At 72.2% G+C, this 20826-nt stretch carries 17 protein-coding genes; 9 read left to right on the forward strand and 8 right to left on the reverse strand.

Annotated elements, in window-relative coordinates; all coding sequences use genetic code 11:
- Positions 1-6 precede the first annotated feature (6 nt).
- Positions 7-849 (forward strand): bifunctional 2-polyprenyl-6-hydroxyphenol methylase/3-demethylubiquinol 3-O-methyltransferase UbiG, encoded by an 843-nt coding sequence (locus tag M3M55_RS05235; RefSeq protein WP_249011775.1) that lies wholly within the window; start codon positions 7-9, stop codon positions 847-849.
- Here M3M55_RS05235 and M3M55_RS05240 read toward each other — a convergent pair.
- The gene (locus tag M3M55_RS05240) at positions 800-2371 is read right to left on the reverse strand and encodes a rhodanese-like domain-containing protein (RefSeq protein ID WP_249011776.1); all 1572 of its coding nucleotides are present in this window, start codon (positions 2369-2371) and stop codon (positions 800-802) included. The genes M3M55_RS05235 and M3M55_RS05240 overlap by 50 nt on opposite strands.
- A gap of 87 nt (positions 2372-2458) precedes the next feature.
- Here M3M55_RS05240 and M3M55_RS05245 point away from each other — a divergent pair, with 87 nt between their 5' ends.
- The 3 genes from M3M55_RS05245 to M3M55_RS05255 all read left to right on the forward strand — a co-directional run bounded on the left by M3M55_RS05245 (position 2459) and on the right by M3M55_RS05255 (position 6262).
- Positions 2459-4183 carry a DEAD/DEAH box helicase gene (locus tag M3M55_RS05245; protein ID WP_249011777.1) on the forward strand — a complete coding sequence of 575 codons (1725 nt, stop codon included), beginning with the start codon at positions 2459-2461 and terminating at the stop codon, positions 4181-4183.
- Positions 4184-4317: 134 nt separating this feature from the next.
- The gene (locus M3M55_RS05250) at positions 4318-4953 is read left to right on the forward strand and encodes a DoxX family protein (RefSeq protein ID WP_249011778.1); all 636 of its coding nucleotides are present in this window, start codon (positions 4318-4320) and stop codon (positions 4951-4953) included.
- Between the two features lie 166 nt (positions 4954-5119).
- Complete coding sequence (locus M3M55_RS05255; RefSeq protein WP_249011779.1) at positions 5120-6262, forward strand: hypothetical protein; 1143 nt, start codon at positions 5120-5122, stop codon at positions 6260-6262.
- A 51-nt stretch (positions 6263-6313) separates the two neighbouring features.
- Here M3M55_RS05255 and M3M55_RS05260 read toward each other — a convergent pair whose 3' ends face one another.
- On the reverse strand, positions 6314-6895 hold the full coding sequence (locus tag M3M55_RS05260) for a PadR family transcriptional regulator (RefSeq protein WP_249011780.1): 582 nt from the start codon (positions 6893-6895) through the stop codon (positions 6314-6316).
- 180 nt (positions 6896-7075) lie between these two features.
- Here M3M55_RS05260 and M3M55_RS05265 point away from each other — a divergent pair, with 180 nt between their 5' ends.
- Complete coding sequence (locus M3M55_RS05265; protein ID WP_249011781.1) at positions 7076-7480, forward strand: hypothetical protein; 405 nt, start codon at positions 7076-7078, stop codon at positions 7478-7480.
- 182 nt (positions 7481-7662) lie between these two features.
- On the opposite strand, the gene M3M55_RS05270 is transcribed toward M3M55_RS05265, so the two are convergent.
- Positions 7663-8106 (reverse strand): hypothetical protein, encoded by a 444-nt coding sequence (locus tag M3M55_RS05270; protein WP_249011782.1) that lies wholly within the window; start codon positions 8104-8106, stop codon positions 7663-7665.
- 172 nt (positions 8107-8278) lie between these two features.
- Between M3M55_RS05270 and M3M55_RS05275 the strand changes: the two genes are divergently transcribed.
- Positions 8279-9277: an aldo/keto reductase family protein gene (locus M3M55_RS05275; protein WP_249011783.1), complete on the forward strand. Its 999-nt coding sequence runs from the start codon at positions 8279-8281 to the stop codon at positions 9275-9277.
- Between the two features lie 61 nt (positions 9278-9338).
- The gene (locus M3M55_RS05280) at positions 9339-11030 is read left to right on the forward strand and encodes an acetolactate synthase large subunit (RefSeq protein ID WP_249011784.1); all 1692 of its coding nucleotides are present in this window, start codon (positions 9339-9341) and stop codon (positions 11028-11030) included.
- 9 nt (positions 11031-11039) lie between these two features.
- On the opposite strand, the gene M3M55_RS05285 is transcribed toward M3M55_RS05280, so the two are convergent.
- Positions 11040-11426 carry a cupin domain-containing protein gene (locus M3M55_RS05285; protein WP_249011785.1) on the reverse strand — a complete coding sequence of 129 codons (387 nt, stop codon included), beginning with the start codon at positions 11424-11426 and terminating at the stop codon, positions 11040-11042.
- 163 nt (positions 11427-11589) lie between these two features.
- Between M3M55_RS05285 and M3M55_RS05290 the strand changes: the two genes are divergently transcribed.
- Positions 11590-12924: an NAD-dependent malic enzyme gene (locus M3M55_RS05290; RefSeq protein WP_249011786.1), complete on the forward strand. Its 1335-nt coding sequence runs from the start codon at positions 11590-11592 to the stop codon at positions 12922-12924.
- A 259-nt stretch (positions 12925-13183) separates the two neighbouring features.
- On the opposite strand, the gene M3M55_RS05295 is transcribed toward M3M55_RS05290, so the two are convergent.
- Genes M3M55_RS05295 through egtD form a run of 3 tightly spaced genes read right to left on the reverse strand, consistent with a single transcriptional unit; the run spans position 13184 to position 16596 of the window.
- Positions 13184-14242 (reverse strand): hypothetical protein, encoded by a 1059-nt coding sequence (locus M3M55_RS05295; protein WP_249011787.1) that lies wholly within the window; start codon positions 14240-14242, stop codon positions 13184-13186.
- Between the two features lie 6 nt (positions 14243-14248).
- Positions 14249-15580 carry an SUMF1/EgtB/PvdO family nonheme iron enzyme gene (locus tag M3M55_RS05300; protein WP_249011788.1) on the reverse strand — a complete coding sequence of 444 codons (1332 nt, stop codon included), beginning with the start codon at positions 15578-15580 and terminating at the stop codon, positions 14249-14251.
- A gap of 17 nt (positions 15581-15597) precedes the next feature.
- Entirely contained in the window at positions 15598-16596 is a 999-nt protein-coding gene (gene egtD, locus M3M55_RS05305) for an L-histidine N(alpha)-methyltransferase (protein WP_249011789.1), read from the reverse strand.
- Positions 16597-16672: 76 nt separating this feature from the next.
- On the opposite strand from egtD, the gene M3M55_RS05310 reads away from it, so the two are divergent.
- Positions 16673-17413 (forward strand): hypothetical protein, encoded by a 741-nt coding sequence (locus M3M55_RS05310; RefSeq protein WP_249011790.1) that lies wholly within the window; start codon positions 16673-16675, stop codon positions 17411-17413.
- Between the two features lie 258 nt (positions 17414-17671).
- Here the strand turns inward: M3M55_RS05310 and M3M55_RS05315 are convergent, their stop codons facing one another.
- On the reverse strand, positions 17672-20755 hold the full coding sequence (locus tag M3M55_RS05315; RefSeq protein WP_249011791.1) for a vitamin B12-dependent ribonucleotide reductase: 3084 nt from the start codon (positions 20753-20755) through the stop codon (positions 17672-17674).
- Between the last annotated feature and the right edge of the window lie 71 nt (positions 20756-20826).

Here is a 20826-nt window from a genome sequence, read left to right on the forward strand (position 1 = left end):
CCGATCGTGACAGGAGCATCGCAATGGAGGCCGGCCGCGGGCTGGGCGCGGCGGCGGGCGCTGCAGGCGGGCGCCGCCCTCACCGAGGCACGGCGCCGCCCGGACGGGCTGCCCCCGCGGCGGCTGCGGGCGCGGGTCGGGGCACCCGGGGCGCAGGAGTTCGCCAGCGGCGGCGCCGCGGCCGCCGACGCCCTGCTCGCCGCGGCCGCGGAGGCGCTCGGGGAACGGTCCGCCGCCCTCGCCGGTGTGCTCGACTTCGGCTGCGGGTCCGGCCGGGTGCTCGGGGAGATGATCCGGCGCGGGGTGGGCGAACACCGGGTCGGGGTCGATGTCGACGCCGAGGCGATCGCCTGGGCCGAGGCTCACCTTCCCGGGGCACGCTGGCTCGCCTCCTCAGCGAACCCGCCGCTCCCGCTGGTCGGGGAGCGGTTCGACCTGATCTACTCGGTGTCGGTGTTCAGCCACCTCGACGCGGTCGCCCAGGACGCGTGGCTGACGGAGCTCGCCGGGACGCTCGCGCCCGGCGGGGTGGCGCTGCTGTCCGTCCACGGCGCAACGGCTCTGGAGGCGTTCCGGTCCGGGGCCGTCGCCACGGCCTGGTGCCCTCCCGAGGCTCTGCGTGGGCGTGGGCCGCTCGCGGCGGACGAGTTGTGGTCGGTCCCCTACGTCCACAGCCGTTGGAACCGGGGCGACCTGCCCGGCGTCGGCGCCGGCTACGGCTTGAGCTTCCACGGGCCGGAGTACCTGCGCGCCCACTGGGGCCGGTTCCTCGCCGTTGAGGCGATCCTCCCGCGCGCGATCAGCGGCTGGCAGGATCTCGTGGTGTGCCGGTCGCGACCGCCCGGGTGAGGTCCCGGCTCCACTCCGAGAACGAGCCGGGGTAGAGCCGACCGTCCTCGACGCCGACGGCCTCGAGGACGAGGAGGGTGTGACAGGCGGTCACTCCCGATCCGCAGGAGGAGATCACCGCGCGGTCGCCGGTGACCCCGGCGGCGCGGAGACGGGCGATCAGCTCGGCGGTCGGCAGGAGCCGCCCGTCCGGGTCGAGGTTGGCGCGGCAGGGAACGTTGACCGCGCCCGGGATGTGCCCGGGCCGCGGGTCGAGCGGGTCTGTGCCGCCGGCGTAGCGGTCGGGGTCACGGGCGTCGAGCAGAAGCGGGGCGGGCGCCCCGGCGGCCCCCTCGGCGGTGCTGGCGGCCTCGGCGGCGCCGGCGACCTCGGGGATCTCGGCGGCCTCGGCGATCCCGGCGGCCTCGGCGACCTCGGAGATCCCGGCGAACCGGTCGGCCGGCCAGGGACGGGCGCTGAAGTGGCCCGGGGTGACCGGCTCGGGCTCACCGGCCACCCACCGGTCCGGGACCGGGGTGAGCAGCGCCGCCTCCTCCCCGAGGATCCGCAGCAGCCAGACGAGCCGGGCGGCCAGCACCCCGCCCGCGTCGTCGTAGGCGATGACGGTGTCCCCGTCACTGACCCCGAGCGCGGACAGGCCGGCGGCGAACCGCTCCGGGCTCGGCAGCGGGTGCCGGCCGCCGCTCGCATCCGGCCCGGGCGGGTCTGACAGCACCGACGCGAAGTCGAGCCAGCGGGCGCCCGGCAGGTGGGCGCGGAGATAGGCGGCATGGGTGTCGGCGCCGATGAGGGAGAGGCGCGCGTCGATCAGGTGGTAGCGCTCACGTCGCGCCTCGAGGTCGTCGAACTCGATGAACGGGCCGAGCGGCCGCGCGGCGGCGCGGGCGAGCGCGCCGGGGATCTCCCCGGCGTCATCGGAGCGGTGCGGTCCGTGGCTGAGCAGCAGGTGCCGGACCGGGTGGGCGGCGCAGATCGCCGCGAGTTCGGCCCGCAGGGCCCGGCGCGAATCCGGTGCGCTGACCCACCGGTCAGGGCACAACTCCACCCGACCCTCGGGACGCCCGAGCACGTCGGCGCACACGAGCGTCTCCGCCCACGGAACCCAGAGGACGACCTCATCGTCACGGGAGACGTGGTGGCCGACCATGCCGCCGAGCAGCTCGCCGCCGTCGCCGATCGCGTGGTCTGAGGGGTGCTCGGGAATCCCGGCGCGCGGGACAGGGCGGGCGTAGATCGGCACGTCAAAGCGGGCGGACGCCTGGGCGACGCTGCGGTGGTGGTAGTGCAGCAGCCGCACGACGGCCCGGACGGGACCATGGTCGGCGGCGAGCGCGTCAACGTCCGCCCAGGCGGCATCGCCGTCGCGGTCGTCGCGGATGAGTGGATCGACGAGCACGAGCCCGTCCGCGGTGGCGAGCGCGAAGCTCGCGACCGCCGGCGCCCACCCGTCACCCTCCTCCCAGTCGGGATGGACGGTCTCCCAGCGGAAGATCCCGGGGCCGACGGTGCTCAACGCGGTCATCCGGCTGACGAATCTACCGGCTCACTCCCGCCTCGGGCGCGTCGATCCGGGTTGGCGTCCGAGCCGTTCGCCACCATGCCCACCCCGATGTCTGTCGCCGCACGCACCACCGGCCGCTCCGCCCCTGGCCCGGCCGCCGCCCCTCGCGCCGTTGCGTCCGCGAGCTGCGCCCCCGGCGCGGCCGGCGACGGTCTCCGGGAGTGGCAGCGCCGGGCCCTCGCGGCGATGGCGAACTGGACGGACGGGAGCTTTCTCATCAGCGCCGCCCCGGGGGCGGGCAAGACCCGGCCCGCGCTCGAGCTCGTCCGCGCCGAGCTCACCGCCGCCCGGCCGCTGAGCGGGATCGTCATCACGTGTCCGACCGCGCCGCTCACCCGTCAGTGGGCGCGCGCCGCCCACGCGCTCGGGATCGACCTCGCCCCCGACGCCGACTCGCCCGCCCCGCCGCGCGGCTTCCACGGCGTCGTCGTCACCTACGCCCGGGTCAGTCAGGCTCCCGCCCGCTGGGCGGCGGGCGTCCGTGACGGCACGCTCGTGATCGCCGACGAGGCCCACCACCTCGGGGAGGAGCTGAGCTGGGGCACCGGCTTTGGCACCGCGTTCGCCGCCGCCCGGCGCTGGCTGCTGCTGTCGGGGACGCCGTTCCGTTCGGACGCGAGCGCGATCCCCGGCGTCAGTTACGACGCGGACGGGACGGCGGAGCCCGACATCTCCTACACCTACGCGGACGCCGTCCGGGAGGGGGTCTGTCGCCCCGTCCACTTCGTCACCTACGACGGCACCCTCTCCTGGCGCAGCGGCGATGACGTGATTGAGGCCGGCTTCGACACCGTCCTCTCCACCCGGGAGGCGAGCCGCCGCTACCGCACCGCGATCTCCACCGACCTGCCGGACGGGCTGCCGCGGATCCTCGCGGAGGCCGACCGTCGGCTGCGGGCGATCCGGGCGGGAACGCTCGCGGGCGGACCCCGCGGACGTGCCCTCAAGGCCCATCCGGATGCGGGCGGCCTCGTCATCGCCGCCGACTCTGAGCATGCCCGCCAGATCGCGCGGCTCCTGCATGAGGCGATCGGGTTCACCCCGACCGTCGTCCTCCACCAGGATCCCCGCGCCGCGGCGAAGCTCGCGGCGTTCACCCGCTCCGACGACCCGTGGATCGTTGCGGTCAACATGGTCTCAGAGGGCGTCGACATCCCCCGCCTGCGCGTCGGGGTGTACGCGACGGCGGCCAAGACCCCGCTCATCTTCCGCCAGATCGTCGGCCGGTTCGTCCGCACGATCCCGGGCCGTCCGGCGGAGCCGAGCTGGCTGTACCTGCCGGCGGACCCGATCCTCCGCGACCATGCCGCTCGGGTCGAGGAGGACGTCCGGGTCAGCCGGCGCCGCCGCGGGGAGGAGGACGCGGAGGAGGCGGCCTTCGATGAGCCGGACGGCCCGGCCGTCAGCGAACCCTCCGCCCAGCTCGACTTCGAGGCCCTGTCGGCTGACGTCGCCGCCCAGATGACCCTGTTCGGCCCGGCCCCGGCGACCGTGGCCCCCGCTCCCGCCTCTCCACTCCCCGCCTATGTGCGAGCCCCGCTGCCCGCCCCCGCGCCGGCGGCGGCCGTGCCCGCGTATGAGCGCCGGGCCCGGCTGCGCAAGGAGCGCCACCAGCTCGTGGGCGACCTCGCCCGTCGCGACGGGCTCACCCATCAGCAGGTCAACCGCCAGATCAACCAGGCCGTCGGGGTCACGAGCGTGGAGAAGGCGACGATCGAGCAGCTGACCGCGTCGATCACCCAGCTCGAGGCGTGGCTGCGGCGCCGGCGTTGAGCGTCCCCCTCCCGCGCCGGAACGGAACCCGGGTCCGTCCCGGCGGCGCGCGCCAGCCGCGGAACCCTGGCCGGCGGGTTTATCCACGGCGCTTCCGTGAGAAGCTTGTGACAACCAACCTGAGAGGTGAGCGGATGAAAGTCGGAACGCTGCTGCTGCGCGGCACGATCGGTGGGTTCTTCGTCGGCCACGGCGCCCAGAAGCTGTTCGGGGTTGCCGGCGGGCACGGCCTGAAGGGGACCGCCCAGTACTTCGAGGGGCTCGGCCTGCGGCCCGGTCTCCTGCACGCCTCGGCGGCCGGGCTCGCCGAGACCGGCGGCGGGCTCGGGTTGCTGCTCGGCTACAGGACGCCGCTGGCCGCCTCCGCGGTCGTCTCCACGATGATCACGGCGATCCACCGGGTGCACCTCAAGAACGGCTGGACCGTCCAGGCCGGCGGCTATGAGTACAACGCGGTTCTGATCGCCGGCGCGGTTGCGATCGCCGAGCAGGGCCCCGGCGTACTGTCCCTTGACGCGCTGCGCGGCAAGCAGCGCAGCGGCCTGCGCTGTGCGCTGTTCGCCCTCACCGTCGGGGCTGCCGGTGCGGCGGCGGCGAACGCGGCTGCCGGCGGCCTCCCCGCCGCCCCGGCGCCTGTCGCCCCGGCGCCCGCGCCCGCTGCGGAGCCCGCGCCGGTGAGCGAGCCGCCGGTCACCCTCGAGGCGACGCCTGAGCCCGCGGACGCACCGATGCCGGTCACCCCGGTGGAGGGGGACGCCGGGGGGGTCTGACCGAAGGTTGCCGGGCTGCCCGTGGTCGACCCAGACCACGGGCAGCGTCCAGCGCGGTGGTCCGGCGCTTGAGCGTCGGCGCCGACGCTCCGATACCTCCTCCATCCGCCCCGCCCCGCACAGACTGTCCGGCGCGTTCGCCTGCGCGCTGATCCTGAGCCTCCTGGTGGCCGTGGCCAATGCGGCCGCGGCGGCGACGCCCGTGTCCCCTCCCCCGATCACCGGCACGATCACCCTGCTCGGAAGCTCCTGGTTCACCGTCCGTACCCCCGGCCGGCCCGCCGGGGTGATCAACGCCCTCACCACCGCCGCAGACCGGATCACCGCCGAGGACACCCCGTACGTGTGGGGCGGCGGGCACGCGGTCGCCGGGGTCCCCTCGACAGGGGAGCGGGGCGGGCCCGGCTACAACGGCCACCGGCGCGGCTTTGACTGCTCCGGCGCGGTCGCCGCCGTGCTCGCCGGGGCGGGGCTGTGGCCGGCCGGGGCGGGCGTCCCCGCCGACAGCGGGGTGATCACCGAGCTGTTGGCCCAACACCTGATCGCCCCCGGCGTCGGGACCGCGCCGGATGCGGTCACTCTCTATGACGACCCGGGCGTCCACATCTTCATGAACATCGACGGCCGCTTCTTCGGCACCTCCGACGGTGCCGGCGGCGGGGATCCCCGCGGCGGGGCGGGCTGGCTCGCCGACGGGGCCTGGGACGCAAGCGACCGCGCCTTCCGGCCATACCATTTCCTCCCCGCGGTGCTCGGAGCGACCACGACCGACGGCAACGAGTTCACCTTCCAGCTGCCCACCGACGGCCTGTTCAGCGCCACCCGCGGCGCGCCTGAGGTCAGCCTCGGCGACCTGAGCGTCGCCGACCTCGCCGCCGGTGAACGGGTGCGGGTCAGCTACACGCCAAGCGGGACGGGTGCGATGGACCTGTCGGCGATCGCCGTCCTCGCCGGCGGCCCGGCGCTCCCCCCGTCAGGCCCGGCCACTCCGACGACGCCCGCGGCGCCGGGGGCCGGTGGGACGGGCGGAGGCGCGGGCACCTCGGGCCAGGGCGGCACCGGGACGACCGGGACCTCGGGCGCGGGCAGCACCGGCGCCGCAGACTCGGCGTCCGGGGCGGCAGCGGGCACGAACTCGGCGGGGTCGGGATCCGGTTCCGGGTCTGCGTCCGGGGCGGTCCCGGACACCCAGGCCGGTGGGTCCGCCCTCGTGAGCGCGACGGGCGGGTCCGGGTTCGGACGGGCGGTGCGCCACCACGGAACCCGGACGGTGCGCCGGCACCGGCCGGGGCGCAAGCGAGCGCGCTGAGCGACCAGGGGCGCCCCCTGACGCCAGCATCGCCGGCTTGGCCGGGGCCCGTCAGCCCGGCGTGGCGGCGTCGGGTTCGCTGACTGGGGCGAGCGCCCCGTCGGCGGTGAGCTCGACGGCTTGGCGCTCACACCAGCTGATCGCCCACCGGTGCAGCTCGTGGGCGTACTCCGCGGTGAGCCGGTGGAAGCGGTCGTCAAACTCGTCCCGGCTGAGCTGGGCCTCGATCTCGGCGGCCCGCTCCTGATGGAGGCGGCGTTTGGTCGCCAGCACCTCGGACCGCTCGGCTCGGGTGAGGACGTTGGCGAAGCGCAGGCGCAGCAGACTCTCGTCGCGCATCTCCAGGGTCGGATTCTCACAGTCGGTGAGCCAGCGCCGCAGCGCCGCCGCGCCCGCCTCTGTGAGCTCGTAGTTGTGGCGTGGGCTGTCCCCGCGCGGATCGTCGCGGACGGTGATCAGGCCCGCGTCGGTCAGCCTCCGCAGCTCCGGGTAGATCCCCCCGATGCTCGCCCCCCAGTAGCGCTTGGTCGAGCGCTCGACCTCCGCCTTGATCGCATAGCCGGTCGCGTGTCCCTCGGCGATGAGGCCGAGGACGATCCGGGCGGTTTGGGTGAGCGGAGCGGGGGCTGGCACCGGGGCAAGTATCGCGGTCTCGGGAGCTACTCAGGGAAATATCTGAGCGGTCAGATAGAGGCATTAGTGTAAGGGGTCAGACAGAGACCTCATACAAAGCGATCAGACTGATATAGTCAATGACATCGAACAAAACCTTGGATCCCCCACCGGGGGTCCCCCTGAGGAGGTTTGTCAACCATGAGCACCCGTTACCTGAGCACCCGTTATCTCACCAACCTCGCCCTCGGAGTCGCCGGCGGTTTCCTCGTCGTCGCCTCCCAAGCCTTCACTCAGCCCGCGTTTGAATGGATCGCGCTCGGCATCGGCATCCTCGCCGTCATCTTGTCGGCCGGGGTGTTCCTGTCCGGCCGCGGCCGGGTCCAGCGTGGCCTCGACCTGCTCACCGCCACCGTCGGCGCCTGGACGATCGTTGAGACGCTGATCTTCACCGCGACCACGAACACGTGGCTCGGGTTCGCCTCCGGTGCGGCGTTCGTCGCCATCGCGATCGCCGGCCTGACCGCGCACGAGCTCTCGACCGAGCGCGTCGTCCACTCCTTCGAGGTCGCCAGCCCGGAGCGGGAGTACGCCCACACGGTCTGATCCGGGGATAACCGGGTGGGGGCCAGCACGAGCTTCCACCTCAGGAGACGGCCCTCGGCTGTGGTGACCGCCACCGCCGGGGGCCTGTCTCGTGTCAGGCCGCGTCCGGGTCGCGGCGGCGTACGTCAGACCGGCGGCGCGGGTCCCGACGGGGAGGCGGCCGCGACGGGCCGGGACGGAGGTCAGCGCGACGCGGAGATCGAGAGGCCCGCGCAGACCTCGACGATCTCCGGCGGCGGTGCAGTGAGGTCACCGATGCGCCAGAACGGCGGCCCGTTCCGAGTCGCCGCGAGCGTCCGGGCGGCGACGGCCACCGGGGCACCCGCGGTGAGGGCGACAACGGTCAGGCAGGCCCAGTCGCTCTCCAGCCCCCACGGGACCACGACGACCCCGGCACGGGCCCCGAGCTCGACGATCAGGGTCGGGAGGGCGACGGCGAGAAACCGCAGGGTGCGCGTGTCGGAGCCGAAGTGGTCGTCGGTGTTGACACGCTCGTCGCCGGGGACGGAGAACCAGTGCGTGACGAGGCGCTCGGGGGAGGGGGCGCCGGCAAGGGTGGCGGCGGCCCACTCCCATCCACGGGCGAGCAGCTGCTCGGAGCCGTGTGCGGCTGGCGGGGTGGGCACGGGCGCAGGCTAGCGTCCGCGGGGCGTGCCCTCGTGAGCTCGCCGCCTCCGTCCCGCCCCCGCCTCTCGGGTGCGCCTCCGGGGCCGGAGGCGGGCGAGTTGGCTCGGTGGCCAACTCGCCAGGGTGGCGGTCTGTCATGGTGGAGGAGCACACCCGGATGAGAGGACGCCCATGAAATACCGCAAGCTCGGCAGCTCAGACCTCGAGGTCTCCGAGATCTCGCTCGGGGCCTGGCTCACCTACGCGGGGGGGATTGAGGCGGAGCAGACCCGTGCGTGCACCGAGGCGGCCTTCGCGGCGGGGATCAACTTCTTCGACACCGCCAATGTCTACGGCCGCGGCGCGGCGGAGACGGCGTGGGGGGAGATCCTGTCAGACCATCCGCGGGACTCCTACATCCTCGCCACCAAGGTGTGGGGGCAGATGTCCGATGACCCGGCTGACCGCGGCCTGTCGGCCGCCCAGATCGCCAAGCAGATCGACGCCTCCCTCGCCCGGCTGCAGACCGACTACGTCGACCTCTACCAGGCCCACCGGTTCGACTCCGACGTCCCGATCGAGGAGACGATCGAGGCCCTCCAGCAGGTCGTCAGAGACGGCAAGGCCCGCTATCTCGGGTTCAGCGAGTGGACGCCCGAGCAGATCCAGGCGGCGATCGACATCGCCGGGCCGGAGCTGTTCGTCTCCTCCCAGCCGCAGTACTCGATGCTCTGGCGCGCGCAGGAGGCCGAGGTGTTCGGCCTGTGCGCGGCCAACGGCATCTCCCAGATCGTCTGGTCTCCGCTTGCCCAGGGGATCCTCACCGGCAAATATCGCCCGGGTGAGCCGGCCCCGGCGGGAACCCGCGCGGCCTCAGACAGTATGGGCGGCTTCATCGCCCGGCTGATGAACGATGAGACGCTCACCGCGGTTCAGCGCCTGCGTCCGATCGCCGAGGAAGCGGGGCTGACGATGGTCGAGCTCGCGCTTGCCTGGGTGCTGCGCCGCACCGAGCTCGCCTCGGCGATCATCGGCGCCTCCCGGCCCGAGCAGGTGCACGCGAACGCGGCGGCGGCCGGGGTCGCGCTGTCCGCTGACCTGCTCGCCGCGATCGACGCGGCGCTCGGGGACGTGTCGGTGACCGGACAGACGCTCGCGCCGCTCGCGACCGCCGGGGTCCGCCACCGCTGAGGCGCGGTATACCTCGAGCCGACCGCCCACCGCCGCACCGCTCCTGAAAGGCCCCACGCCCGTGCCCGCCGACCCCGCCGACCCCGCCGACTCCACCGTCTCATCGCAGTCCACTGCCGAGCTGATCGTCGCCTGCCTCGAGAGCGAGGGGGTGCGCTACGTGTTCGGGATCCCGGGGGAGGAGAACATCCACCTGATCCAGGCGTTGGCCGGCTCGTCGATCCGCTACGTGCTCGTGCGCCACGAGCAGGCGGCGTCGTTCATGGCGGAGGTCTACGGCCGGCTCACCGGGAAGGCGGGTGTCTGTTCGGCGACGCTCGGACCGGGCGCGATCAACCTCCTGCTCGGGGTCGCCGATGCGACGACGAACTCGACGCCGGTGGTCGCCCTGTCCGCCCAGGTCGGCCTGAACCGCTTCCACAAGGAGTCCCACCAGGCCGTCGACCTCGTCCCGATGTTCGCTCCGGTGACCAAGTGGTCCGCTCAGGTGACGACGCCGGGGGCGGTCGCCGAGATGGTCCGCAAGGCGTTCAAGCTCGCCCAGTCCGAGCGGCCCGGGGCCGTCTACCTCGCGGTGCCCGAGGATGTCGAGAAGGCGCCCGCGCCGGAGGGGGCGCGGCCGCTTGTCGTCAACGTGCCGCGCAGCGACGAACCGTCCCGGCGCCAGCTCGCCCGGGCCGCCGAGGTGCTCGCCGGTGTCGCCAACCCGATCATCCTCGCCGGGCACGGGGCGGTCCGGGCGGGCGCGGGTCCCGCGCTCGTGGCGCTCGCCGAGGCGCTCAACGTGCCGGTCGCGACGACCTTCCACGGCAAGGGCGTGTTCCCGGATGACCATCCTCTCGCGCTCGGCGCGGTCGGGTTCATGCGCCACGACTACGTCAACTTCGGCTTTGACCGGGCGGACGCGATCATCGCGGTCGGGTATGAGCTCCAGGAGTTCGACCCGGTCCGGATCAACCCGGAGGCCGACAAGAAGATCATCCACATCCACCGGTTCCCGGCTGAGGTCGACGCCCACTACGAGGTGTCCGTCGGCCTCCAATCCGACATCCCGCTCACGCTCGCGGCGCTCGCCGAGACGGTCGGACGGCCGTTTACGCCTGACCTCGGGGAGCAGCGGATCCGCGAGCGACTGGCGACCGAGCTCGCCCGTGGGGCCGCCGACGACCGCTTCCCGCTCTCACCGGCGCGGATCGTCGCCGACATCCGGTCCGTCCTTGACCGTGAGGACATCGTCCTCGTCGACACGGGGGCGTTGAAGATGTGGATGGCCCGTCTCTACCCGACGTATGCGCCGAACACATGTCTCATCTCCAACGGCCTCTCGACGATGGCCTGGACCCTGCCCGGCGCGCTCGCGGCCAAGCTCGCGCGCCCCGAGCGGCGGGTGCTCGTGGCCACCGGGGACGGGGCGTTCCTGATGAACAGCCAGGAGATCGAGACCGCCGTCCGCGAGGCGATCTCGCTCGTCGTCCTCGTCTGGGTCGATGACGCGTACGGGCTGATCAGCTGGAAGATGGACCTGGAGCTCGGCGAGAACATGGACACCGGCTTTCACAACCCGGACTTCATCGCCTATGCGGAGTCGTTCGGGGCGCGGGGGTACATGATCGGATCCGCGGCTGAGCTCGCGCCGACGCTCGCGGAGGCGCTCGCCTCCGACGGGGTGTCGATCATCGCCTGCCCGGTCGACTACCGGGCGAACCTCGCGCTCACTGACGCACTCGGCGAGCTGGACGAGCACATGTCCTGACCCTCAGGCTCACTCAGGCCAGAAGCCCTCGGGGACCCGCTCACCGTCTGACTCGTGGTGGGGGCCGAACACGAGCAGCTCCATCCCGTCGGGCCCGGCCTCGAAGGCACGCAGCACCGGCGGCGCGATCCGGACGGCGTCGAGGGTGACGAGGTCATGGACCTCCCCGTCGAGGACGACCTTGCCTGAGCCCGACAGGACGACGCAGATCTCCTCCGCCTGGCGGTGGCGGTGACCGAAGGCCTGGCGGCGACCCGGATGGATCCGATGGAGCGCCAGCCCGGTGCCCTCGGCCCCGAGCGCCTCCCGAGGGAAGCGGATCTCCTGGATGTCGGCCATGCCGAAGCCGGCCGCGCGATCCTCAGCGGCCGCCAGATTGACGATCGAATAGCTCATGGTCTGCAGTCTAGGTTCCCGCGGTGGGACGGTACCCCGTCTCCGCCGGCTCGCCCTTGAAGTGGCCTTCGGGGGTGCCATCCCGCCCCTTCGGGGGTGCCATTCCGCCCCGCGAAACGCTGTGTGGCCGTCCGGGCGGCGGAAAAGGTAGCCTCGCGGACCAATGCCGATCGACTGCACATACCGTCTGCGCTGGCCCCACCGCACGGGTGAGCTGGCGACCATCGCGCGCCGGATCTCCGATCACGGGGGGCTGATCGGGGACATCATCACGATCAACATCGCCCGGCACGAGACGATCCGGGAGATCACCGTCGAGTTGCGCGACCGTGAGCACGCCGCCCAGTTGGCGGACGGCCTTGCGGGCCTCCCCAACGTGCACGTCGTCTGGTATCGGGACCGTGCCTTCATGGCCCATGAGGGCGGCAAGCTGACGATGACCGCGAGCCGACCGGTGCTGACCAACCAGGACGTCCGCGACGTCTACACCCCGGGGGTCGCCCGCGTCTGCTCGGCGATCCATCAGTCCCCGGCGCTCGCCCGGCGGTTCACCACCCTCGGGCGCAGCGTCGCGATCGTCACCAACGGCAGTCGCGTGCTCGGGCTCGGAGACATCGGGGCACTCGCGAGCCTGCCGGTGATGGAGGGCAAGGCGCTCTTCTACGCTCAGCTCGTCGGGATCAACGCCGTTCCGATCATCCTCGACACCCGGGACGTCAACGAGTTCGTCGAGACGGTGATCCGGATCGCCCCAGGTTTCGGCGGCATCCACCTCGAGGACATCTCCACCCCGGCGTGCTTTGAGATCGAGGAGCGCCTGATCGGCGCACTCTCCCAACCGGTGATGCACGACGACGTGCACGGCACCGCGGTGGTGACGCTCGCCGCGGCGATCGCCGCCTGCCGGCAGGCGGACATCCGCCTTGACGCGGCGGTCGTCGGGCAGATCGGGCTCGGTGCGGCGGGGTACGGGATCGCGACGCTGATCCATGACGCCGGGGTGAAGCGCGTGCTCGCGACCGACCCGAACCCGGCGGCGGCCGCTCACGCCGCCGCCCAGGGGATCGAGATCACCAGTTTGGCTGACCTGATGACCCAGGCTGACGTCGTCGTCGCCACGAGCGGCAAACCCGGACTGATCACCCCGGAGATGGTGCGGCCCGGCCAGGTGATCCTCGCCCTCACCAACCCGGTGCCCGAGATCGAGCCCGAGGCGGCGCTTGCCGCCGGTGCCGCCTTTGCGGCCGACGGGACGAGCGTCAACAACGTCCTCGGCTACCCGGGCATCTTCCGGGGGGCGCTGCTCGCGGGGGCGCGGAGCATCAACGTCGAGATGAAGCGGGCGGCCGCCTGGGCGCTCGCCGGGCTCACCGTCGAGTCCGAGCTGATCCCCGAGGTGCTCGACCGCCACGTCCACGACACGGTGACCGAGGCGGTGCGTCAGGCGGCGGTGGACAGCGGGGTTGCCGACCCGACCGCCCCCGAGCTCACCTTCTGAGTCCGCCGGGGCTGCGCTTCGCTGCGCACGTGAGTGGCGGCTCACATCCGGCCGGCACGGGGTGGTCGGCCAGCGAGTTCAAAGATTCGTCGATACGACGAATCTTTGAACTCGCTCACCTTCCATCCTTGTGCGCTGGCGGGCCACCGCCGGTCAGCCAACGGGCGCGAGACGGTCACGCGGGCCACCGGCGGCCAGCCGCCGGGCGGTCCGGAGGCGGTCCGCCGGGCGGTCCGGAGGCGGGTCCGGGTTCAGTGAGTCAGTGCCAGCGGAAGCCGGGTTCGCTGAAGGCGCCGGTGAGGGGACTTGACGGCAGCCCGGGTGGCGGGTCGGGCAGGTTGTACGGGGACGGGGCGAGATCATTTGGCGCGTCCGGGTGGAACAGTGCCGCGAGGTACTGGGCCTGGCCGCGGCCGACCCCGAGCTCTGTCTGACCGCCGCTGTAGGCGCCGATGCCGTGCGCGGCGCAGTAGTCGTAGGTGGCACACAGCGTCGGCAGCGCGCCGATCCGGGACGGCTTCAGGTTGACCATGCGCGGCGGGAACGGGAGCGCCTCGATGTCGGTGATCGAGTGGATGTTCGCGTCCCAGGTGATCCGGTCGTGGTGGGGGGCGAGGACCGCGGCGGCCTCGGGGTGGCTGAGGTCGGGGTCCTCGATCCAGGCGTCCGGAAACGCCTCAACCACCCGCCGGTACAGCACCGGGTCACCGGGCTGGTCGACCGGGGAGTCACGGTAGAGGCCCTTGAGGTCGATCGAGTCGACCGCGCCGGTCTCCACGAGGGCGGCGAAGATCTCCGGCGTCCATGAACTCGTCGCGTCGAGCTTGAAGCGCAGCGTCGGATCGAGGGCGAGCCGCCGCTGAACCGGATCGAGGCTCGGGGGCTCCCCGAGCCGGGTCGAGGCGACGTAGCGCACCGGTGCCGGCTCGCGGGCGAGAACGTCCGGGAGGGTCCGGCCCCCTTGGCGGAGAGCGAGGTCGAGGGCGGCGCTGTGGAAGGCCCACAGCCGGTAGAGCCGGTAGGCGGCGTTCGCCGGCTCATACCCGAACAGGTCGAGCGTGGCGGTGTGAGCGCAGAAGTCCCCGAGGGTCCAGGTGCCGCGGAGGTCGTGTGCCGCCCCGGCGGCCTGGAAACGCTCATGGTCGGTCGCCTCGTAGGTGACGTCCTCTCCCTGTCCCTCCATGTCGCCGCCCTGGAGGTGGATGACGGTGCAGTGGCGGTCCTGCTGGGGGCCGACGGCCGCACACAGCCCCTCGAGGCAGTAGCCGCTCACCTCGAGGCGGAGATCAGCCAGCCGGTCAAAGGTCGGGGGAGCCATCGCGGTTCAGGCGTCCCCCGCGAGCCGCAGCCCGCTGAAGATCTGGCGGCGCTGAGGGAGGTCCCAGTTGCGGAAGTGGACGGTCGCCACTCGCGGGGCGCTCACCCAGGCGCCACCGCGCAGCACCCGGTAGCCGGCATCGAAGAACTGCTCGGAGTACTCCGGGTAGGGGTCGGCGCGAAAGCCCGGGTAGGGGGCGAACTCACTCGCCGTCCACTGCCACACGCTCGCGCCCATCCCGTGCAGGCGCCCCGGGGAGGCGGCGGCACTCCACAGCGCGGCGGCCTCCCACTCCACCTCAGTCGGGAGCCGCAGGCCGTGGAAGCGCGCGAACGCGTCGGCCTCAAAGCAAGAGACGTGACAGACCGGGGCGAGAGGGTTGATCGGCACGTGGCGGCCGAACCGGACGACCGTCTCGGCGTCCGTCCAGTAGAGAGGACCCTCGGTTGCCTCGGCCTCCCGCCATGCCCACCCGGCATCTGACCACAGCTCCCGTCGGCGATAGCCGCCGTCGGCGATGAACCGCTGCCAGGCGGCGTTGGTGACCGGCCCGGCGGCGATCTGAAAACCGGGGAGGGGGCATGGGTGGCGGGGCTGCTCGTTGTCGTAGGCAAAGCCCCGGCCGGAATCGGCTCCGATCAGATGTTCGGCCGCGGGGACGGGGATGAGGGCGAGCGTGAGATCGCCAGAGTCCGCCGACTCATTGGGCCGGGCTGCTTCACCGGACCCGCCACCCGCACCACCCGCACCGGAACCATCGGGCGCGCCCGACCCGAGCACCGGGGCCGGGCCCGCCGCGACGCCCGCCAGCCCGGGTTCGAGCCCGGCGATCTGCATGGTCTGGAGCATCGTCTCGTGGTGCTGAAGTTCGTGGCGGAGGATCAGCTCGAGTCGCCGCATCGTCTGGTCCGACAGTGGCTCGGCGGCGATCAGCTCGTGGGTGCGGGCGCGGCTGCGGTCGAGGTATCCGTTGGCCTCGGCGGTTGGCAGGAACGGGAGGGTGCCCCGCTGGGCCCGGGGGGTCTCATCGGCGTCATAGACGCGGATCAGGTCGGGGGCGAGCATCTCGGTCCCGAAGGTGCGGGAGATCCACAGGTCCTCAAAGGCGGCGATGTGCCCGAGATCCCAGACGAGTGGGCTCAGCAGGGTCGAGTGGACCGCCTCGAGCGTCGCGGCATCGAGGGTCCAGACGAGCTCGCGGGTGCGGGTGCGGGTCGCATCGAGTGCGGCGACCGTGTCCTCGGCCCTGTCGCTCTGAGGCGACCCTGAGTCAACGGTCGGTACCGAGTCGACGGCCGAAGCGGGCCTGGGGTCGACGCGCGAGGAGGGGGCGGGCACGGAGCGGGAGGAAAGGGTCAGGCGGCGGGCCGGGCGAGGGTGAGGGCGAAGAGATCGCCGGCGTCGGTGTAGATCCGCTCGATCTCCAGGCCGGCGGCGGCGAGGTTGTCCTCAATCCGGGCAGGGGTGAACTTCGCGCTGATCTCGGTGCGCATCTCCTCACCGGCGACGAAGTCGACCTCGAGGTTGAGGGCGCCGATCCGGGCCTGGCAGGGCGCACGGGCGCGCAGGCGCATCTCCACCCAGTCCAGGTCGCTCTCGAAACGGGCGACGTGCTCGAAGTTCTCCACCGGCAGGTCGCCGTCCAGCTCGCGGTTGATCACCTCGAGCAGGTTGAGGTTGAAGGCGGCCGTGACGCCGCGGCGGTCGTTGTAGGCGGCCTCGAGGACGGCGGGATCCTTGACCAGATCGGTCCCAAGCAGGAGGCGGTCCTGGGGGCGCAGCAGGCTGGTGATGCCCGAGAGGAGTGCGGCGCGCTCGACCCCGACGAAGTTGCCGATCGTCGAGCCGAGCAGGGCGAGGATCCGGGGTGCCGCGGTGGCTGGCTCGGGGATGAGATCGAGGTCGGAGATGAAGTCGCCGACGACCCCGTGGACCTGTCCGAGCTCGGGGTATTCTCCGAGGATCGCCAGCGCGGTCGGGCGGACGACCGCCTCGGCGATGTCAAAGGGGACGTATCGTTCGAGCCGGCCGTCGGCGTCGATCGCGTCGAGCAGCACACGGGTCTTGCTTGCCGAGCCGGCGCCGAGCTCGACGAGCTCGATCGCGCCGGTGCGGTCGCTGATGTCCGCGGCGGCGGCGGTGAGGATCGCCCGTTCGGTGCGGGTCGGGTAGTACTCCTCAAGCGTGCAGATCTCATCGAACAGCTCGCAGCCGCGAGCGTCGTAGAGGTGCTTGGGGACGAGCTCCTTGAACGGCCGGGTGAGGCCGTCCCGCACGTCTTCGGCGAGCGTGCTGCGCTCGGCCAACGGTGCTCGAGTGATGTCGAGCCGCTGGCCCGTGGACGTGGCGCGCATCGAAAGGAGCATAACGATGTGCTGGGCCGGGCCCGCCGGGGTCGGGTCGGGCGCTGTCAGAATCCCCCTCGTCCTCATGTTCGCTCCGGCCGTCCAATGGGCGACGCTCGCTTCCCTCGGCACCGCCCTCGGGACGCTCGTGCTCGCCATCGCCACCTTCGTCGCCGTACAGGCGTCCAAGCGCTCAACCCGCCTTTCAGAGATCGCTCTCGAGGAGCGGCGCCGGCCGGTGCTCACCCACTCGCGCCTCAACGATCCTCCACAGAAGCTGAGGTTCATTGACGGGCACTGGGTGACCGCCGAGGGTGGGCGAGCGAGCGTGGCGCAGATCGACGGGAGCGTCTACCTCGCGATCAGCCTCCGCAACGTCGGGGCGGGAATGGCCGTCTGCCAGGCGTGGGCGGTCGCTCCGAGCTATGACCGCAGCGAGGAAGCCCACCGCCACCGTCCGCTCGAGGCCTTCCGCACCCAGGCGCGCGACATCTACGTTCCCGCCGGGGACATCGGCATGTGGCAGGGCGCGCTCCGCGGTCCCGACGACGAGGATCGGGTCCGGCTCGTCGAGGCGATCGACAACGGCGAGGCGATCTCCATCGAGCTGCTCTACAGCGACCTCGTCGGCAACCAGCGCACGATCTCGCGCTTCGGGTTGCTCCCGGGGGCCGAGGACGGTGAGTGGTACGCGAGCATGAGCCGCCACTGGCACCTGGATCAGGACGGGCCGCGGCGGGAGGAGCACACCCTCGAGGCGTCCCGCGAGATCATCGACCACGTCGCGGAGAGCGGCCGGGTCGACCCGCGGGACATGGTCCAGTAGCCCGCTTTGGTCCGCGGTGCCGCCGGCCGGGTCTCCGGCCAGGGTCCGCGGTGCCGTCGGCCCGGGTCTCCGGCCAGGGTCCGGGGCGCCGCCGGCGCGAGTCCGGGGCGCGCCTCCGGGATTGCCGCGCGGTCACCCGGCCCGAGGCCGAGCCGCCACGACGCCCGCGCGCGAGCAGGGGCGGCGATCCGGGGCGGCCCGGTCGGGGCGTACCGGCCGGTCGGCCCGGCACGCCCCGACGACCGTCTCAGCGCTGGATCACCCGCAGCCGGTGTTGTTGCCGCAGCTCGAACAGGTCATGCAGGCGCCGGTGCGCTGCATCGTCCCGCCGCACTGGTCACAGACGGCACCGACGTCGATCATCCCGAGCGGGGAGGGGGCGATCACCGCCGGGCGAACCGGCGGGGTGTCGGTCAGCGCCGTGGTGGCCGCCCGGGCCGCTGCCGTGGAGGCCGATGGCTTCCGCGCCGCCCCGGCGCCGGCGCCGGCGTTGCCCGCCCCTCCGGCCCGCGACCCCCCGTTCCCGTTCCCGCTTCCGTTCGCCCGGTCCGCGGTGGAACCGTCAGCGCCCGGGCTCGCGCCCGCACCCGTCCGGACTGAGCCGGCGGGATTGCCGAGCGCCGGACCGGCCGTGTCCCCGAGGTAGGAGCTCGCCGCCTCCTGAGCGGACTGGCGGGCCCGTACCGCCGGGGTCATGATCCCAAGGGCCTCCTGGGTGTCGGCGTCGAGGAACCGCGAGGCGAGCCAGCGCATGATGTAGTCGGGCATCGACTTGGCGAACGGGATCTCCGGGTTGGCGGTGATCCCCTCCGGCTCAAAGCGCATGTAGGCGAACTTCTGCACGAGCGTCTCGAGCGGAACCCCGTACTGCAGGGCGATCGAGATCGCCGTCGCGAACGAGTTCATCATCCCGCGCAGGGTCGAACCCTCCTTGCCGATGTCGGTGAGGAAGATCTCCCCGACCGTCCCGTCCTCGTACATGCCGGCGGTGATGTAGCCCTCATGGCCGCCGAGGGAGAACTTGTGGGTGATCGACTGGCGCTCCACCGGCATCCGCTTGCGCTTGGGCCCGACGGACTGCAGCGCCTCACGGCGGCCAACCTCGAGCGCCTCACTGCGCGCGGAGGCGACCTCCTGGGCGACGGCGTCGGCGACCGCCCGCTCGAGGGCGGCGTCGAGCTCCTCCTGGGTGTAGAGGACCTCCCCGGCGTCCGCGGCGGCGTTTTTGGCCTGCTGGGCGTCGGTCCGCAGCGCCTGGGCGGTCTTGGACCCGTCCCGGTAGATCGCCAGCGCCTTGACCCCGAGCCGCCATGCCGCCGTGTAGGCGTCGGCGATGTCCTCGACCGTCGTTTCAAACGGCATGTTGACCGTCTTGGAGATCGCGCCGGAGATGAACGGCTGGATCGCCCCCATCATCTTGATGTGGCCGAGGTGGCTGATCGCCCGCGCCCCGACGGCGACGTCGAACACCGGCAGATGCTCCTCCGCCAGCCCCGGGGCCCCGACGATCGTGCCGTGCTCGTTGATGTGGGCGACGATCTGGTCGACCTGCTCGGGGCGGTACCCGAGCGTCGACAGCGCGAGCGGGACCGTCTTGTTGACGATCGTCATCTGACCGCCGCCGACGAGCTCCTTGAACTTGACGAGGGAGAAGTCCGGCTCCACGCCGGTCGTGTCGCAGTCCATCAGGAACGAGATCGTCCCGGTCGGGGCGAGCACGGTCGCCTGGGCGTTGCGGTAGCCGTGGGTCTCCCCGGCGAGCACCGCCTCCTCCCAGGCCGCCCGGGCGGCGGTGAGCAGCCGCTCGTCGGCGAGCGTGCTGTCGGGGATCGCGTAACTCGCGTCCCGGTGCATCCGCATCACCGCGTTGTGGGCCTCGCGGTTCTCGGCGTAGCGGTCGTAGGGACCGATCGCCGCGGCGATCTCAGCCGAGCGGGCGTAGGCGCGGCCGGTCATCAGCGCGCTGATGGCGGCCGCGGTCCCGCGGGCCGGATCGGAGTCATAGGGCATCCCGTTGGACATCAGGAACGCACCGAGGTTGGCGAAGCCGAGGCCGAGCTGCCGGAAGGCCCGCGCGTTGGCGGTGATCTCCGGCGTCGGGTAGCTCGAGGGCGAGACGACGATCTCCTGGGCGAGGAAGACGATGTCAATCGCCCGCTCGAAGGACTCGACGTCGAAGCTGCCGTCGGTGCGGCGGAACTTCATCAGGTTGAGGGACGCGAGGTTGCAGGCCGAGTTGTCGACGTGCATGTACTCCGAGCACGGATTCGAGCCGTTGATCCGGCCCGAATTCGGGCAGGTGTGCCACTGGTTGATCACCGTGTCGTACTGGACGCCCGGGTCGGCACAGCGCCACGCAGCCTCCGCGATCTCGCGCATCAGCTGCCGGGCGGGGAGCGGCTCGCCGACCGGCTCGCCGGTGACCCGGCCGATCAGGTGCCAGTCCTCGTCGTTCTCGACCGCGCGCATGAAGTCGTCGGTGACCCGGACCGAGTTGTTCGCGTTCTGGTACTGGATCGAGTGGAAGCCGTCCCCGTCGATGGACATGTCAAAGCCGGCGTCGCGCAGGGCCTGGGCCTTGTCCTCCTCCTTGGCCTTGCACCAGATGAACTCGCGGATGTCGGGGTGGTCGACGTCGAGGACGACCATCTTCGCCGCCCGTCGGGTGCCGCCACCGGACTTGATCGACCCTGCCCACGCGTCCGCGCCCCGCATGAAGGAGACCGGGCCCGACGCGGTCCCGCCTCGACTCAGCGGCTCGTTGGAGCCACGGATCTTTGACAGGTTGATCCCCGAGCCCGACCCGCCGCGGAAGATGATGCCCTCCTTGGTGTTCCACTCGAGGATCGACTCCATGTTGTCCTCGACCGAGAGGATGAAGCAGGCCGAGGCCTGCATCTTCGGGCTGCCGACCGGATGCCAGCCGACGTTGAACCAGACGGGCGAGTTGAAGGCGGCCATCTGGTGCAGGAGCACGTGGGTGAGCTCGGCCTCGAACGCGGCGGCGTCCTCGGCGGTGGCGAAGTACCCGCGCTCGGCGCCCCAGCCGGCGATCGTCCCGGCGACCCGGGTGATCATCTGCTTGACCGACCACTCCCGCTCCGGGGAGCCGGGCTGGCCGCGGAAGTACTTCTGGGCGACGATGTTCGTCGCGTTCTGGGACCAGCTCTTGGGGAACTCGACGCCGGTCTGCTCGAAGGAGATCCGATCACCGTGGCCGATCCGGGCATCCCGACGCTCCCACTCCACCGTCGCGAACGGATCCTCGCCGGACGTGGTGAAATAGCGCTCTATTGAGAGTCCCTGCCCTGCCCTCAGCTGTGTCTGCGGGGTGATCTCCATCGCCTGCGTACTCCTCTCGTTGACCGCTTCCGCCGCCGCGTTGCCTCAGCTCTCGGTGTCTGAGGCGGTAA

Source organism: Conexibacter sp. DBS9H8 (assembly GCF_023330685.1).
Lineage (GTDB): Bacteria > Actinomycetota > Thermoleophilia > Solirubrobacterales > Solirubrobacteraceae > Palsa-465.